Below are 16,648 nucleotides of genomic sequence, written 5' to 3'. Positions count from 1 at the left end.
ATGCCCCGATGTGGTCCGGGGATCTGGACTCCGGTCGCACCCCGTGCTGTGATCGCGGTCACTCCAACAGCGGGGAGGGGTGCGGTGGAATCGGGAGCGCTCCTCGTGGCGGGGCTCGAAGTCGTCTACGGGCGGTCGGTTCGGGCCCTGCGAGGTATTTCGCTCGATGTCCCGGCGAACGGCGTGGTGGCGGTCCTCGGGGCGAACGGAGCCGGCAAGAGCACGTTGCTCCGGGCCGTGTCCGGCACGCTGTCCCTGCATCGGGGCGCGGTCACCGCCGGCACGATCCACTACGGCGGCACCCGACTCGCGGGTCGCGATCCGGCCCTGATCGTCCGGGCGGGCGTGGTCCAGGTCCCGGAGGGACGGCGGGTGTTCGCCAATCTCTCGGTGGACGAGAACCTCCAGGCCGGCGCGCTGAGTACGCGTGGGCTGCGGCAGGGCAAGCACGGCACGGCGAAGGCCCGGGCCAACCGCGACCGGGTCTTCGAACTCTTCCCGGTCCTGGCCGAACGGCGTACCCAGCGGGCCGGGCTGTTGTCCGGCGGCGAACAGCAAATGCTGGCGATCGGAAGGGCGTTGATGGCCGCACCGCGGCTGCTGCTGCTCGACGAACCGTCGTTGGGCCTGGCGCCGATGATGGTGGGCCGGATCGCCGGCGTGATCCGGGAGATCGCCGCACAGGGCGTGGCCGTGCTGCTCGTCGAGCAGAACGTGACGGTCGCGCTCGACCTCGCCGACAAGGCCTATGTGCTCGACGTCGGCGAGGTGCGACTCGCCGGTTCCTCGGCCGACCTCGCGCGCACCGACGAGGTACGACGGTTGTACCTCGGCGAGGAGGAGGCGGCCGGCGCGGACGCCGCTGCCACGCCGGCCATGCCGGCCCCGCGCAAGCCGCTCCGGAGGTGGGTGGAATGACCGTCGGCCCGACCGAGACCGCCGAGGTGCGGGAGTTCGACGTACCCGAACTGACCGTACGCGCGGTCACCGTGCGCTTCGCCGGCCTGGTCGCGCTGGACGCGGTCGGCTTCACCGTCGCGCCGGGCTCGATCCACGCGGTGATCGGTCCGAACGGCGCGGGCAAGTCGACCTGCTTCAACGTACTTTCCGGTGTGTACCGAGCCGATCGCGGCACGGTGCACCTGGGCGAGCACGAACTCACCCGGCTGCCGCCGCATCGCATCGCCGCGCTCGGCCTGGCCCGTACCTTCCAGAACATCGTGCTCACCCGGGGCACGGTCGCGGACAACCTGCTGCTGGGTCGGCATGTGCTGACCACCTCCGGGTTCGCGGCCACCGCGCTGCACCTGCCCCGGGTGGTCCGCGAGCAGCGCCGGCATCGCGAACGGGCACGGGAGATCGCCGAGTTCATGCACCTCGGGCACGTCTTCGACGCTCCCGTGGGGCTGTTGCCGTACGGCATGCGCAAACGGGTCGAGATGGCCCGCGCGTTGTGCATGGAACCCAAGGTGCTGCTGCTCGACGAGCCGGTCGCCGGGATGAACGCCGAGGAACGGGCCGAGACCTCGGATGCGATCGCCTCGATCCGCGACTCGCTGGGCATCTCGATCGTGCTGGTCGAGCACGACATGGGCCTGGTGATGCGGATCGCGGACGAGGTGACGGTGCTGGACTTCGGCCGCCGGATCGCGAGCGGTGTGCCGGCCGACATCCAGCGCGACCCGGCGGTGATCCGGGCCTACCTCGGGACCGGCGAGGACTCGGACGCGGACTCCGCCGAGAACCCGGACGGCCCCGCCCGCCGGCCCGACCCGGCCGACCCGACCACAGCGCCCGCCACCGACACCACCACCCGCCCCCACCAGCCCGATCCGGCGGCCACCGACCGAGAGGTCCCGACATGACCAAGCTCGCCGAGATCATCCTCAACGGCCTTGCCCTCGGATCCGTATACGCCCTGATCGCGCTGGGCTTCGTGGTCATCTTCAAGGCGTCCGGAGTGATCAACTTCGCGCACGCGTCCCTGCTGCTGCTCGGCGGATTCACCGTCGCCAAGCTGCACGACGACCTCGGCTTCGCGCTCGCGCTGCTCGCCGCGGTGCTGGTGACGGCCGCCGTGGCGGGCCTGGTCGAGGTGTTGTTCATCCGCGGCCTGGGGCGCACCGAGGTACACACCCTGACCATCCTCACCATCGGCGTGGACATCCTGCTCACCACCGAACTCACCCGCCGCATCGGGTCCGACGTCCTGAGCCTGGGAGATCCGTGGAAGGCCGGCGTGCGGGACTGGGGCGGTGTGCACATCGCCGACGCGCGGATCGCGTGCATCGTGGTGGCGGTGCTGCTGATCGGCGCGTTCTTCGCGGCGTTCCGGTTCACCGCCTGGGGCCTGTCGATGCGCGCCGCGGCCGAGGACCGGGAGGCCGCCGCGCTGATGGGCATCCGGCTGGGCCGGATCCAGTTCACCGCGTGGTGCGTCGCGGGTGCCCTGGCCGCCGTCGCGGCGGTGTTCCTGGCCGCGTTCCCCTCCGCCGGCCTGGATCGCTCCACCGGACAGATCGCGCTCGCCGCGTTCCCGGCGGCGATCCTGGGCGGGATGGACTCGGCCGCCGGCGCGCTGCTCGGCAGCCTCGTGGTGGGGCTGACCGCGGCGCTGATGGCGGGCTACCAGAGCGACATGACCTGGCTCGGCGCCAACCTCGGCGATGTCGCCCCCTACGTCGTGATGTTGCTGGTGCTCATCTGGCGGCCGACCGGCCTGCTCGGCTCGAAGGAGCGTGCTCGTGTCTGACCGCGTGTCCTCGACGGTGCCCAGGCCCGCACAGACACCACCCGCGCGGCACGCCTCTCCCGCGCTGCCGGGAGTGCGCAGGTGGGCCGCGCCCGGGGCGGTGACGGCGGTGGTACTGGTCCTGTTGGCGCTGCCGTTCTACGTGACCGCGTTCTGGTTGCAGACCGGCCTGTTCGCGATGGCCGCCGCGATCGGCGCGATCGGGCTGAACCTGCTGTCCGGTACCACCGGCCAACTCTCGCTCGGACACGCGTTCTTCCTCGCATGCGGCGCCTACGGCTACGTGTGGTTCGCGGGCGACTCCGGCAAGGTCGGCGTGCAGCAGCTGAGCGGACCGGGCCTGCCGCCGCTGCTCGCGCTGGTGCTCGCGGTGCTGCTGACCGGCATCGTGGGCGGCCTGTTCAGCCCGATCTCCGGCCGGCTGCGCGGAATGTACCTCGGCGTGGCCACGCTGGCCCTGGTGTTCATCGGGCACCACGTCATGCTCAACGCGAAGTCGGTGACCGGCGGCTTCAACGGACGCTCGGTCACCCCGATGGAGTTCGGCGGCTTCACGCTCACCGACGGCGACCCGGACGGCCTCGAAGTGCTCGGCATCCCGTTCGGACAACTGGAGCGGCTGTGGTACTTCGCGCTGGTGCTGGTCCTGGTCGCCGCGCTGACCGCGCGCAACCTGCTGCGCGGACGTCCCGGCCGGGCGCTCGGCGCGGTGCGCGACAGCGAGATCGCCGCCTCCGTCATGGGCGTTCCGGTGGCCCGCTACCGCTCGGCGGCGTTCGTGGTGTCGTCGATGTACGCGGGTCTGGCGGGCGCGCTGATCGCGATGATCTTCAACCGCGTGGTGCCGGACTACTTCGGGCTCGCGCTGTCCATCGACTACCTCGCGATGATCGTGATCGGCGGTCTCGGCTCGGTCACCGGCGCCGTGGTGGGCGCGGTGTTCGTGACGATGTTGCCGCAGGTGCTGAGCAAGTACGCCGACACGCTGCCGCTGGTGGTGGCGCCGGGCAGCCCGGATTCCGGGGTGGGACCCGGCGAGGCCGCGCGCTATCTGTACGGCGCGGCGATCGTGCTCGTCCTGCTGTTCGCGCCCGGCGGGCTGGTGGGCCTGCTGCGCGGTCGGCCCGGCGGCACTCCCACCGGGGGCCGCACCGAACGACTCGGACGTACCAAGGGCTCCATCCGTACCGGCTCGAAGGGGTAACACAGTGAGGCTCCGGAATGGCGTGCGTGTGGGGGCGGCGCTCGCGGCGCTCGTGCTGGCCGCGACGGCGTGCAGTACCAAGGGTGACGACGACAAGAAGGACAAGCAGTCCGGTGGGGTCAAGACCGGACCCGGGATCACCGACACCACCATCACGCTCGGCGCGCTGACCGACCTGTCCGGTCCGTACGCGCCGCTGGGCAAGAGCATCGTCAACGCACAGCAGCTGTACGTGGACGAGATCAACGCGCAGGGCGGAATCTGCGGGCGCAAGCTCGCCATCACGGTGCGCGATCACGGCTACGACGTACAGAAGGCGGTGGCCGCCTACACCGAGATCAAGGGCGGCGTCGCGGGCTTCCCGCAGGTGATCGGCTCGGCCGTGGTCACCGCGTTGCAGGACAGTCTGAAACAGGATCAGATCCTGACCTTCCCGCAGGCGTGGGCCGCGACGCTGCTCAATCGGCGCGAGATCCAGATCGTCGGGACCACGTACGACATCGACATGATCAACGCGATGGACTTCCTGGGCCAGGCCGCCCAGCTCAAGTCCGGGGACAAGGTCGGGCACGTCTACTTCGAGGGCGAGTACGGCGAGAACGCCCTGGCCGGTGCGAAGTTCGCGGCCGGCAAGCTCGGCGTGCAGATCGTCGAGCAGAAGATCAAGGCGACCGACACCGATCTGACCGCGCAGATCGCCGCGATGCGCGGTGCCGGCGTCAAGGCGATCCTGATCAGCGCCGGGCCGACCCAGACCGCGACCCTGGTCGGCTTCGGTGCGGTGGCGGGCCTTCGGGTGCCGGTGCTCACCAGCGCGCCGGGCTTCCACCCCCAGGTGATGGCCAGCACCGCGGCGGGTGCGCTGGAACAACTCCTGTACGTGGTCAGTGCGGCGCCCGCGATCGGCGCCGACATGCCGGCGGTGAAGAAGCTGGCCGCGGACTACAAGGCCAAGTACCCGGACGGGACGCTCGATCAAGGGGTGATCTCCGGGTACAACTCGATGAAGATCTTCGGTGAGGACCTCAAGGCGGCGTGCGTCGACAAGGACCTGTCGCACGCCGGGATCATCGCCGCGCACCGGAAGCAGAAGCAGATGGACACCGGACTCGGCGCGCCGCAGGACTTCTCCGACCCGACCAAGCCGGCGTCCTACAAGTCGTACATCCTCAAGCCGAGCAAGACCGCACCCGGCAACCTGGTGGTGGCCAAGGACGCCTTCGAGGTGCCGTCGACGCACGAGTACAAGCTGCCTGCGGCGGGTTAGCCGCCTGGGTCGGGCGGGTCGGGGGTGATGCGCCGTCGCCGTGCGGTGGGTCGGAGGTGCCGGGGCCGCGGGCCGTCCGCCGGCCGGGCCCGAGGGCCCGGATCTTCGGGGTGCCGGCCCCGAGGGCCCGGGTCCTCGGGGTGCCGGCGCTCCGGCGGCCGGGGCCCGAGACCCGGAGCCCGGAGCCCGAGGCCCGGGGCCCCGGGTCTCGAGGCACCCGGGGCGGCCCCGGCCTCAGGGCTCGTGGGTGCCGCGGCCGAATCGGCGGCCGGAGGACGGGGCGGGTGGGATCGGGCCGGGCCGGAAGGTCAGGGTGATCCGGGCGCCCGGGTGGCCGGTGGCGTCGGCCGTCAGTGATGCGCCGGTGAGGGTGTGCAGGCGCGCGGTGCCGGTGGTGGCGTGTGCGGCGATGCTCGGGCGGGCCCGGACCGCCGCCAGCGGGCCGTCGGGGCCGGTCATCCGGCTGGTCGGGCCCCCGGGGTGGTGCAGTTTCACCACCCCGGGGCCCAGCACCAGGTATTGCAGGTCGTGCACCAGCACCCGGCACGCGACCACCGACGCGGCCGGGGTGGCGTCGTGCGCGAGGTCGCAGCGGGCCCCGTGCAGCGCGGCGGTCTCGGCGATGGTGTCGGCCAGACAGTCGGCTATCCCCCGGTCCGGCCGGTCGGTCAACCGGGCCAGCAGGTGCACGCCCAGTCGACGCAGGAACCAGTCCATGCCGTGCCCACACCCACCCACCGGCACGGTCGACGCGGCGGCCACCACCACGGCGGCCTCGGGCGTGGTGAGCGCGAACGCGCGCTCTCCGGAATCGTTTCGCGGGTCGACGACGACCACCTCGGCATGCACGAAGATCAGTGTTGAGGACGAAGGGCCGTCCGGACAGGGGTACGGCGCCGATTGGCTCGAACGTGTGGCAGGCGCACCGGCACCCCGACCCGGCGGCTCCGCCCGCCTCTCCCCGCCGGCCGGCCGATGTGCGCACCGGGGTTGCAACCGTCGTGAGCCGGCGACGAAGTCGCCCGACAGGCGGCCCCGTACGCTGACGCCCATGACCGACGTGGAGAGCCGACGCAGGATCAACGAGGCGATCAGCTCGATCCGCAGACTGATGAGCAGTCGCCGGCTGGACGCCCTGCACGTCGAGCGCTCCGGCGTGCCGCTCAGCCTGGTCGCGATCGGCGTGCTGCATCGCATCATCGACTTCGGCCCGATCCGACCGACCGAGTTGGCCGAGCGCGCCGACATCCAACCGGCCGCGCTGAGTAGGCAGATCCGGATCCTGGAGGAGGGTGGCTACACGATCCGGGTCACCGCCCCCGACGACGGCCGGGTGGCGCTGCTGGAGGCCACCGAGCACGGGCGCGAGGCCTACCGGCTGTTCGTGGCGGCCAACGACGCGATGCTGGCCCGCCAGTTGGCCGGCTGGACGGCCGCGGAACTCACCGATCTGGCCGACCGGATGCAGCGCCTGGTCGCGGATCTGCGCGGGCCGCTCGACGCGGAGTGACGGCCGGGCGGGCCGACTCGGGACGACCCGGGTCGGATCGGCCCCCTTCGTGTCGGTCCTGTTCGCGTCGGCCAGACAGCCCGGGGCGGGCGGGCCGGTGGCTCGGGGTTCCGTGGCCCGGCGCGGCGGCGGTCTCGGTCGCCCGGTGGGCCGCGCGGTGCGTCCGCCCGGGAAGATGATTGACCTTGTTAATTAACCGGGTTAACGTCCGGCCATGGCATGGGACTTCAGCACCGACCCGGACGTCGCGGCCGAACTCGACTGGATCCGCCGGCTCGTGGTCGACGAGATCGAACCGCTCGACCTGGTCCGAACCCGGATGAGCGCGGACAACTGGCGGGCCGTCACCGAGCCGCTCAAGCAGGCGGTCAAGGACCGCGGCCTGTGGGCCGCGCACCTGGATCCGGCGCTGGGCGGCGGCGGTTTCGGCCAGCTACGACTGGCCCTGATGCACGAGATCCTCGGCCGGACCCCCTCCGCACCGGCGATCTTCGGCAACCAGGCGCCGGACTCGGGCAACAGCGAACTGCTCGCGGTGGGCGCGAGCGAGGCCCAGAAGGAGCGCTGGTTGTGGCCGCTCCTGGCGGGCCGGCTGACCAGTTCGTTCTCGCTGACCGAGCCGCATACGGCCGGCTCCGACCCGACCGGCATCCGGACCCGGGCGGTGCGGGACGGCGACGACTGGGTGCTCGACGGGCACAAGTGGTTCGCCTCCAACGCACGTCGGGCGGACTTCGTCCTGGTCTTCGCGGTCACCGAACCCGAGGCCGAACCGCACCGCCGGGCCTCGATGTTCGTGGTCGAACGGGACACCCCGGGGATGCGGATCGTGCGGGACGTACACACCATGCACCACCCCTACGACGGCGCCGCGACGGCGAACCTGGGCGGCCACGCGGAGATCCGCTTCGAGGGCTGCCGAGTGCCGGGGACCCACCTGATCGGCGCCCCCGGCGATGCGTTCACGCTCGCCCAGAAGCGGCTCAACGGCGGCCGGATCCACCACACGATGCGCTGGATCGGCCAGTGCCGCCGGGCCTTCGACATGCTCTGCGAACGGGCCCTGTCCCGGCGCTCGCACGGCCGGTTGCTGGCCGAGCACCAACTCGTCCAGCAGATGGTGACCAAGTCCACGATCGAGATCGAGGCGCTGCGCCTGATGACCCTCAAGGCCGCCTGGACCTGGGACCACGAGGGCCCCAAGGCGGCCCGGCAGGCGGTCTCCGAGGTCAAGTACTGGGGTGCGCAGGTGCTGCACGACGTGGTGGACCGGGCGATCCAGGTGCACGGTGCGCTGGGTTACTCGACCGACCTGCCGCTGGAGGAGATGTACCGGCTCGCGCGCAACTTCCGGTTGTCCGACGGAGCGGACGAGGTGCACGTCGCGCAGGTCGCCAAGCTCGCGCTGCGCGGCCACACCGCGGTCGAGGGGTGGCCGAGCGAGCACATCCCGACCCGGCGCGCGGTCGCGGAGCAGCGCTACGCGACCTGGCTGGACCTGCCGTGACGGCGGGGCCGACGGCGCCGGGCCGGACGTCGTCGGGCGGGGCGACACCCGGCTCGACAACCCTGGACGCGGCGCAACTGCGCGCATTCACCGCGTGGTCGGTGGCGCACGGCGTGCTGGCGCCCGGGGTCGAGCCGCGGATCGAGCCGCTGGCGGGCGGATCGTCCAATCCCACATACCGGGTCCGGGGCGGCGGCGCCGACCTGGTGCTGCGCACGCCACCGGCGCGCGGCGGACTGCCCACCGCGCACGACATGGACCGCGAATACCGGTTCCAGGCCGCGTTGGCGGGCAGCGCGGTGCCGGTCGCACCGATGGTCGCGCTGTGTTCGGACCCGGCGGTGATCGGTACGCCGTTCTATCTGATGGCTCGGCTGGACGGGGTCGTGCATGCCCGGGCCGATGCGGTGCGGGAGTTGCCCGCGTCCACCGCCGCGGCGGCCGGGCGCGCGCTGGCTCGGACCCTGGCCGTGCTGCACGCGGTGGACCCGGGCGCGGTGGGCCTGGCCGAGTACGCCCGGCCGGAGCCGTACCCGGTACGCCAGTTGCGCCGCTGGCGGCGGCAATGGGCGGCGTCCGGCGCGGATCCGGTGCCCGCGATCGACGAGGTGCTGGCCGCCCTGTCCGCCCGGACGCCGACGGCGGGTCCGCAGCGGATCGTGCACGGCGACTACAACCTGGCGAACGTGATGTACGAACGGGCCCGTCCCGACCGGGTGCTGGCGGTGCTCGACTGGGAGATGGCCACGCTCGGGCCGCCGGAGGCGGATCTCGGCCAGTTGCTGGCGTATTGGGGGCCGGCGGGCCGGTTGTTGTTCGCCGAGCGGGGCGGGCATCTGCCGGACGCCAACCCGGGGTTGCCCACGGCACCCGAACTGGTCGCCGAATACCGCGCCGCAACCGCCGAATCGGCCACCGGGTGGGCCCTCGATCGGGCCGCCGGTCGGGCCGCCGAGCTGAGCATCCGTCACATCCCGTTCTGGGAAGCGTTCGCGGTGATCAAGCTGGCGATCGTCTGTGCGGGTGCACTGCGTCGCGGGACGAATGCGTCGGGTGCGCGTCGAGCACGGATCGTGGCCCTGGTATCCGGTTTGGCAGACATTGCCCGGGACACGCTGGAGGAGTGAGGTTCCGCCTGGAACGAACCCCGAATATCGGGGCAAATGCCTCTATGGTTGTGCGGAGAAAGGTAAAATTCTCAAGAACTTCACTCCGGATACGCATGAGTAGCCGGTTGAGGGGCCAAGATTGCAGGTGTTCGCCAGGGAGCGTGGCGAACACTTCGAGACGAGGCGGGCCCGGCCGGGGCGGGCCCGCGTCGTCCCTTCCCGGGCCGCCGGGGCGTGTGTGCGCCGCCCTCGATCGATCGGCCCGACGACCTCGCCGGCACGACTGCCGACCGCCTCCGATGTGCTCGCCCGGCGGCCGACCCCGCTCCCGACCCGGGCCCGATCAGTACGCCATGGCTCGTACCCGATCCAGGTCGTCCAGGATGCGATCCAGGTCCCCGGGGGCGGACACGTAGGCGGACACCGCGCGTTGGAACGCGCTGCGCATCGTGGTCGGCATCAGGTCGGACGCATCGAAGCGGATCTCGGGCGCACCGGCCAACTCGGCGCCCAGGGCCTGGGTCACCTCGTCCCGGTAGGCCGTCGACGACACGTTGCGATCCGGGGACAGCGCGGTGCCCGACCGGACCCAACGTTGCTGCGCCCGCGTACTGATGAGGTAATCGAGCAGGTCCCGGGCGGCCGGGGTCGCATGGAACATCGCCGCGACATCACCCGCCACCTCGCGTGGGGACGGGGTGCCGAAACCGGGGAAGGCGAACGTGTCGTAGTCGCGCCGGGTGCCGGGCGGCGTCCGGGCCGCGTAGTTGCCGGACACGAACGAGCCCTGGTGGTCGAACACACAGCCGCCGCGCGGGTCCAGCAGCTCGGCCGACTTGTCGAACCCGGTCAGCAGCGTGCCGATCGACCCGCCCGGGACGGTGTCCGGGGTGGTCGACAACTCGCCCCAGGCCTGCCACGCGGCCCGGATCTCCTTGGACTGCCAGGACAGTCGGCCACCCGTCCAGGCGTCGTAGATGTCCGAACCCGAGCGGGCCAGCACGAGATCCTCGATCCAGTCGGTGCCCGGCCAGCCGGACGTGGTGCTGGAGGCCAGTCCCATGCACCACGGGGTGATCCCGGCGGCCCGCAACTTGGCGGTGGTGGCCTGGAGTTGCGTCCACGTGGTCGGCTCCGGATCGCCTACCCGGGCAAGTTTGGCCGGGTTGAACCAAATGGTGCTCTTGAGCGCCGCCTTCAGCACGACCGCCAACTGCCGCCCGTTCACCCGGCCCGGCGCCAACCACTCCGGCGCGTATCCCGGGTGAAGCCCGTCCAGCGGCGCGAGCTTGTTCGTCTTGGCGTAGTGCAACAGGTCGCCGGGCGAACTGAGCACCGCGATCTCCGGTGGATCACCCTCGTCCACCAGACCGGCCAACACCGCCGCGACATCACGAGTGCCCTTGAAGCGCACGTCGATCCCGGTGTCCTCCTCGAACGGCGCCACCACGTCCTCGAACACCTCCTGTTCGTTGCCCTCCCAGGTGCCCAGCACATCCACCACCCGGTCCGACCCACCGGTCGAACACGCCACCGGAAGACACCCCGCGCCGACCAGGAGCAGAGCGCCGAACACAGACCTCAACCTGCCGCGCCCGGTCAGGGGTGACCTGCGCGACGGCCTGCCGGGCCTGGTCGCGGCGGACTCCCGTGTCGGCCTGCCGGATTCGGTCACCGAAGCCTCCCGTATTCGAAGCGGCGGATCAGCAGACCCGCGAGGGTCAGTACGAGCACGGCCACGCACGTCACCGGACCACCGAGGGTGAGCCCGCCGTCGTCGGCGGCCTCCGCCAGCGCCGCGTCGCCCGCCCGGCGAACCACGATCAGCGCGTCGGTCAACGCCGTCTGCGCGTCGTCGGCCGCGCCGGACATGCGATCGGAATCCCGACCGGTCAGCAGCTCGGTCCCGGGCCCGCCGTCCCGGGTGCCACCCGGCGGAGCCTGGGCCCTGACCCCCTCCGCGGCGGTACGCAGCGCGGTCACCGCGGTCAGCGCCCGAGCACCCGCCTCGCGCAGGGCCCACGAGCGGTCCTCGGCCAGGGCAGTGGCGATCAGGCCGCCGAACCGGGGATCCGCTCCGCCCCGCAGGACGTCGATCTCCGCCGCCGACGGAAGCGGGTCGACCAGATCCCGAAGCGTGAGGCCGGCCTTGACGTCGGTCGCGCGCCGGACGCCACCGGAGGCGATGTCCAGGGCCGCGGTGCCGACCACCTCGTGCACGGCGGTCCGGGCCTGCCACAGCGCGGACTGCTCGACGACCCGCCGCCCGGCGCCCTCGGCCAGCCGGTCGTGCGTGCTCTGCGCGTGCAGCACGGTCCAGGCGATCAGCGCGGCCAACGCGGCGGTGGCGAGCAACAGCGGCGGGCTGGTCCGACGGCGGAAGCGACGACGCAGATAGGCATGCGCGAACAGCACGAGCAACAGCGCCACGAACGCGGTCGCGCCGAACGGGACCGCCACGTACGTGCCCACCCACCACGTGGAGCGGGCCGCACGAATGTCCGCCAGATCCTCCCGGCGCTGCTCGTACAGGTTGGTCACGATCGAGCGCCGCAGATCGGAGGCGTAGAACACGTTGGCCAGGGACAGCGGACCGTCGCCACCGGTCTGGGCCAGGCCGACCATGATCGTGTACTCGACCATGAGCGCGTTGACGCCGGTGAGCCGGGCCCGGGCGGCGGAGTCGCCGCGGTGCAGATCGGCGGCCAGGGTGAGGAACTGGTTCGCCCGCTTGACCGCGTCCTGATAGTCCTGACCCGGTCCGGTCAACGAGAACGCGCCGGACACCAGGCTCGTGGCGGTGGCCCGATCGGCCTCGGTCAACGCGGCAGCGGCCTGATCGAGCGCGAGCACACCCGGGATCCGCCGGTCCTTCAACTCGGCCGCGGTCGCCTCGGAACGGTCGGCGATCAACACCGACAGGGTGAACACGGGAACCAGGGTCAGGACCACCAGCAACGCCAACGCCACCAACCGCCCCGGCGTGGACGAGGGCAACCGCGGCCGAGCCCTCACCCGCCGACGCACCCCCACCCCGCCGACGGACCGAGCCGACGACGCAATGGCTCCGGCCGCTCCCGCCGTACTTGCGGCCGACCGTGCTGCACTTCCGGACATCGGTGCTGTGGTGCGTGACATGGAACGGGCGCCCCCTCGTTCCGCTCGGCAACCCGGCCAGGCTAAACGCGTGACCGACCGGTTACCACACGGTGTTCTCCCTTGTGGAGACAGCCACCGACATGCTAAGTACGCAACCCTTCGGGCGACTTGGGGCAATTCGCGGCTCAGCTGCGCGACCGGGATCGCGGGGGTGGCGGTCGGGGTCACCGGAGTCGCGGGCACGGTGAAGCGGGCGCACCGGAGTCGGAGACGCCGGACGCGCCGAACCGCAGCCCAACTCGGCGACCCGAGGGAAGCCCGATTCCCCACCGCAGCCACCCACCCAACGGCGGTTCACCACACCGGGGGCCGCCGGGCCGGAGCAGGCCCCCTCGAAGCCCCTGAAACCCCAACCTCCACACCAAACGCCACGGGTGGAGCGGGTGGGCACACAACCCAAGCCACCCACCTCGCAACCACAGCCGCCGAACCCGAACCGACCGAACCCATCAGGGCCATGCGGCCACGAACATCTCAGCGGTGCCAAGCGAAGCGGGGGGCGCGCCGTTCCGTGAAGGCGGCCAGGCCCTCTCGGACGTCGGCCGAGGTGCGGGATTCGGTCTCCCATTCGGCACGCCACGTTGCGAGGCGGGCGGGTTCGGGGGTGATCGAGGGATCCGTGATCAGCAGGTCCTTCGCGGCCCGGATGGTCAACTGCGAGCGGGACGCGATCGTGTCGGCGAAGGCGTAGACCCGCGCGTCGGCCTCGGTCGGATCGAACACGTCGTCCACCAGGCCCACCCGCAACGCGTGTGCCGCGTCGATCAGTTCGGCCGAGAACAGCAGGTACTTGGCCGTCGACACACCCACCAGCGCGGCCAGCCGTGCGGTGGATCCCGCGTCGTAGACGATCCCGAGCTTGGCCGGCGTCACTCCGAACCGCGCCGTCGTGTCCGCGAAGCGCAGATCGCACGCCGCCGCCAGCTGACACCCGCCGCCCACGCACGGCCCCTGCACATACGCGATCGTCGGCTTGCCGAACGTCGCCAACGCCCGCTCCGCAGCCGAGTTCAGCGCGTGATAGGCGTCCGCCGCCTCGGCCGTCGCGTAGTGCCCCCGCAACTCGCGGATGTCCGCGCCCGCCGAGAACACGCCGCCACTACCGGTCAGCACCAACACGCTCACGGCGCGATCGGCTTCCAGCGCCGCCAGGATCCCCGGCAAGGCCCCCCACATCGCGGCGGTCAGCGCCCCACGAGCCTGCGGTCGATCGATGCGCAGCGTCGCGACCCCACCCTCGACCTCGACCACAAGACCGTCGACCCCGGTATCCATCCCGCCGCCCTCTCGCTCACCGACCCACGTCCCGGGCCACGCTACGTGCCACCCCGCCCCCGTCCGTCCCCGCACCCCTACCTCCCCGCTCCCACCCCCGCCCCCTCGTCCCCCGGATCCAGCGGCGGCCCCGCCACATCGCAGCCCATCCGTACGCACGGCTTGGCGCACTCGACCCCCGTCTCGGCGGGTGTGAGGGCCTTGGCCGAGATGCTGAACCAGGCCACCGCGGAGCCCGTGACCAGCAGCCCCGCGCAGATCCACAGCGCGCGGTCGAAGCCCGTGTCGACCACGCCCGGGTCCCGGTAGCCGTCGCCCGACAGGCCGACCAGTGCCGGGAGTCCGGCGACGGTGAGCAGGCCCGCCGCGCGGGCCGCCGCGTTGTTCACGCCGCTGGCGATGCCGGCCCGGCCGACGTCCACCGAGGCCAGCACGGTCGCCGTCAGCGGAGCGACCAGGACGGCCAGGCCCAGCCCGAAGATCAGTACACCGGGCAGCACGTCGGTCGCATAGGAGGAAGGGGAGGCGTCGGAGCCGATCCCCAGCAGCGTCAGCAGCCCGCCCGCGCACACCAGGGGGCCCGCGGTCAGTTGCAGGCGCGGGCCGATCCGCCGGGCCAGGTCGCCCGACCTGGCCGAAAGCAACAGCATGACCATGGTGATCGGAAGCAGTGCCAGGCCGGCCTGCTGCGCCGAGTAGCCCGCCACCGTCTGCAGTTCGAGCACCAGCAGCAGCATGAACGCACCCAGTGCGCCGTAGACGAACAGCGTCACGATGTTGACCGAGGTGAACAGCCGGACCCGGAAGATGTCCAGCGGCAACATCGGTTCGCGCGAGCGCTTCTCCACGAATACGAACGCCACGCCCGCCGCAACTCCGGCCGCGCCCGCGATCACGGCCGGCACGGGGCTGGTCTGCGCCTCCACCAGGCCCCAGGTCACGCCCGCGAGCGCCAGCGCGGCCAGCGCCGCGCCGCTCACGTCGAAGCGGCCCCGGGGCTGCGGGTCGAACGTCTCCGGAACGGTGCGCAGCGCGACCACGATGGTCACCGCCGCGAGCGGCAGGTTGATCAGGAAGACCCAGCGCCAACTGACCGCGTCCACGAGCCAACCGCCCAGGAACGGGCCGATCGCACTCGCCACGCCGCCCAGGCCGGACCACGTGCCCACCGCGCGGGCTCGGTCGTCGGCGTGGAACGTGGCCTGGATGATCGCCAGCGAGCCGGGGGTGAGCAGCGCGCCGCCGATGCCCTGGAGCGCCCGGGCGGCGATCAGCGTCTGCACGTTGGGGGCGATCCCGCACAGCAGCGAGGCCACCGCGAACCAGGCCACGCCGATCACGAACACCCGGCGCCGCCCGTACCGGTCCCCGAGCGCGCCACCGAGCAGGATCAGTCCGGCCAGCGTGAGGGTGTAAGCGTTGACGGTCCACTGCAATGCCGCGAGCGACGTGTCGAAGGAGCGCCCGATACTGGGCAGCGCCACGTTGACGACGGTCGAGTCGAGCATGGCCATGCCGGAGCCGAGCACGGTGGCCAGCAGCACCCACCGGCCGGCCGGGGTCTTGGCGCGAATGCCCCCGGAGGGGAAGGAGACGGGCATTCGTGCATCATGCCCGGCCGGAGCGCCTGAAATTCGATCCTGATCGTTCGGACGCACACCGAGGTTCGATCACCCACCACAGGACGAATCGACCCGGGCCGCCATTTCGCTCCCTCGCCCCCGATCCGGCAGACCCTGCCCGGCCATCCGCCCGTTCGTGGCAGCCGCCTGGGCCTAGCGGGCTATCCGCGGCGCCGGGATCGGCCGGATCAACCCCCGTTGCAGATTCCGGTCGGGTCCGGGCAGTACCGCCAGCGCGAAGATCATCAGCAGCACCGCCACCACGGCGTCCATCCAGTAGTGGTTCGCGGTCACCACGACCACCATCAGGGTTATCGCCGGATGCAGCCAGACCGCCCAACTCGCCACCCGCCGACCCGTGCCGGCCGCGTGCCACACCGAGGCGATCCCGAGTGCGACCACCACCGCCCAGCCCACGTGCAACGACGGCATCGCGGCGAACTGGTTCGCGATCTTGGCGCCCGCACCGGAGTACGGCGAGTCGCCCGCGTCCATGCCCGTGTCGGTGAAGCCCGGCATCTTCCGCGGCGGTGCCAGCGGAACCAGGATGTGGATGATCAACGCGGCGCCGGTCATCATCGCCAGGATGTTGCGGACCCACTTGTAGTGGTCGCGGTGGCGGATCCACAACCACAGCAGGAACCCGACGGTGGCCGGGAAGTGCACATAGGCGTAGTACTTGTTGCAGAAGGTCACGGCCGCGTGCGACTGCATGAACCAGTCCTGGATCGCCGCCTCGTCCGGCAGCCGCAGGTCTTTCTGCATGGTCAGCAGTTGCTTGGCGTTGGAGAACGCGGTGGAGGTCTCGCCCGAGGCCAGACCACGCCCGAGCTTGTACACCCCGAACAGCAGCGCGACCAGGACCAGCTCGCGTGCCGCGTCCTTGAAGGTGCGCATCCGGCGGGCCTTGACCGCCGCCGGATCCGACTCGGCCGTCGGCCGCCCGGCCGGCTCGCCGGCCTTCGTCACCGAAGCCGCCTGCGTGGTCGGCGACGCCTGGTCGCGCCGATCGACCTCGTGGGAGGGACCCTCCGTGACGTTGCGCCGCACCACGCCCCCATGCTGTCGGTTGAATCGGTCGTGCCGTCGGTATCGGTCGTACCGTCGACCGATGCCGTCGGATCGGTCGCCACCCGGGTCGTGGACCACTCCCCGATCGCGCATCCCGGATCACGGAGTGCGGTGTACGGCGGCAACGCTTCAGCCAGGGTAGACGGATCAGGTTAGACCGATCCTCCCCCTG

The 16,648-nt window shown here is 71.6% G+C and carries 14 protein-coding genes; 8 read left to right on the top strand and 6 right to left on the bottom strand.

The genetic code is table 11. The features are described from left to right. Nucleotides 1-84 precede the first annotated feature (84 nt). The 5 genes from ACFZBU_RS00170 to ACFZBU_RS00150 are packed head-to-tail and all read left to right on the top strand — an operon-like array spanning nt 85 to nt 5,223. The gene (locus ACFZBU_RS00170) at nt 85-918 is read left to right on the top strand and encodes an ABC transporter ATP-binding protein (protein ID WP_391581176.1); all 834 of its coding nucleotides are present in this window, start codon (nt 85-87) and stop codon (nt 916-918) included. After that, entirely contained in the window at nt 915-1,865 is a 951-nt protein-coding gene (locus ACFZBU_RS00165; protein ID WP_391581175.1) for an ABC transporter ATP-binding protein, read from the top strand. Before ACFZBU_RS00170 ends, ACFZBU_RS00165 begins: the two co-directional genes overlap by 4 nt. Next, the gene (locus ACFZBU_RS00160; RefSeq protein ID WP_391581174.1) at nt 1,862-2,752 is read left to right on the top strand and encodes a branched-chain amino acid ABC transporter permease; all 891 of its coding nucleotides are present in this window, start codon (nt 1,862-1,864) and stop codon (nt 2,750-2,752) included. Before ACFZBU_RS00165 ends, ACFZBU_RS00160 begins: the two co-directional genes overlap by 4 nt. Next, nucleotides 2,745-3,956 (top strand): branched-chain amino acid ABC transporter permease, encoded by a 1,212-nt coding sequence (locus tag ACFZBU_RS00155; protein WP_391581173.1) that lies wholly within the window; start codon nt 2,745-2,747, stop codon nt 3,954-3,956. The genes ACFZBU_RS00160 and ACFZBU_RS00155 overlap by 8 nt, the downstream gene beginning before the upstream one ends. A 22-nt stretch (nt 3,957-3,978) precedes the next feature. After that, nucleotides 3,979-5,223 (top strand): ABC transporter substrate-binding protein, encoded by a 1,245-nt coding sequence (locus ACFZBU_RS00150; RefSeq protein WP_391581172.1) that lies wholly within the window; start codon nt 3,979-3,981, stop codon nt 5,221-5,223. A 234-nt stretch (nt 5,224-5,457) separates the two neighbouring features. Here the strand turns inward: ACFZBU_RS00150 and ACFZBU_RS00145 are convergent, their stop codons facing one another. Further along, complete coding sequence (locus ACFZBU_RS00145; RefSeq protein ID WP_391581171.1) at nt 5,458-6,072, bottom strand: hypothetical protein; 615 nt, start codon at nt 6,070-6,072, stop codon at nt 5,458-5,460. Between the two features lie 202 nt (nt 6,073-6,274). Between ACFZBU_RS00145 and ACFZBU_RS00140 the strand changes: the two genes are divergently transcribed. From ACFZBU_RS00140 to ACFZBU_RS00130, 3 genes are all read left to right on the top strand, one after another. Further along, nucleotides 6,275-6,733 (top strand): MarR family winged helix-turn-helix transcriptional regulator, encoded by a 459-nt coding sequence (locus tag ACFZBU_RS00140; RefSeq protein ID WP_391581170.1) that lies wholly within the window; start codon nt 6,275-6,277, stop codon nt 6,731-6,733. 214 nt (nt 6,734-6,947) lie between these two features. Beyond that, nucleotides 6,948-8,240: an acyl-CoA dehydrogenase family protein gene (locus ACFZBU_RS00135; RefSeq protein ID WP_391581169.1), complete on the top strand. Its 1,293-nt coding sequence runs from the start codon at nt 6,948-6,950 to the stop codon at nt 8,238-8,240. Further along, nucleotides 8,237-9,367 (top strand): phosphotransferase family protein, encoded by a 1,131-nt coding sequence (locus ACFZBU_RS00130; protein WP_391581168.1) that lies wholly within the window; start codon nt 8,237-8,239, stop codon nt 9,365-9,367. Before ACFZBU_RS00135 ends, ACFZBU_RS00130 begins: the two co-directional genes overlap by 4 nt. Nucleotides 9,368-9,692: 325 nt before the next feature. Here the strand turns inward: ACFZBU_RS00130 and ACFZBU_RS00125 are convergent, their stop codons facing one another. From ACFZBU_RS00125 to ACFZBU_RS00105, 5 genes are all read right to left on the bottom strand, one after another. Further along, entirely contained in the window at nt 9,693-10,925 is a 1,233-nt protein-coding gene (locus ACFZBU_RS00125; RefSeq protein WP_391581167.1) for an ABC transporter substrate-binding protein, read from the bottom strand. 95 nt (nt 10,926-11,020) lie between these two features. Then, a complete protein-coding gene (locus ACFZBU_RS00120; RefSeq protein ID WP_391581166.1) occupies nt 11,021-12,364 on the bottom strand; it encodes a hypothetical protein in 1,344 nt (447 codons plus the stop codon). A 618-nt stretch (nt 12,365-12,982) separates the two neighbouring features. Further along, nucleotides 12,983-13,783 carry an enoyl-CoA hydratase/isomerase family protein gene (locus tag ACFZBU_RS00115; RefSeq protein WP_391581165.1) on the bottom strand — a complete coding sequence of 267 codons (801 nt, stop codon included), beginning with the start codon at nt 13,781-13,783 and terminating at the stop codon, nt 12,983-12,985. A 77-nt stretch (nt 13,784-13,860) separates the two neighbouring features. Further along, complete coding sequence (locus tag ACFZBU_RS00110; RefSeq protein WP_391581164.1) at nt 13,861-15,384, bottom strand: MFS transporter; 1,524 nt, start codon at nt 15,382-15,384, stop codon at nt 13,861-13,863. A 174-nt stretch (nt 15,385-15,558) separates the two neighbouring features. After that, on the bottom strand, nt 15,559-16,458 hold the full coding sequence (locus tag ACFZBU_RS00105) for a phosphatase PAP2 family protein (protein ID WP_391581163.1): 900 nt from the start codon (nt 16,456-16,458) through the stop codon (nt 15,559-15,561). Nucleotides 16,459-16,648 lie beyond the last annotated feature (190 nt).

The sequence above is a fragment of the Embleya sp. NPDC008237 genome, from assembly GCF_042956465.1.
GTDB lineage: Bacteria > Actinomycetota > Actinomycetes > Streptomycetales > Streptomycetaceae > Embleya.
The sequence above is the reverse complement of the archived record's forward strand: the minus strand, read 5'-3'. Positions and strand labels throughout refer to the sequence as shown.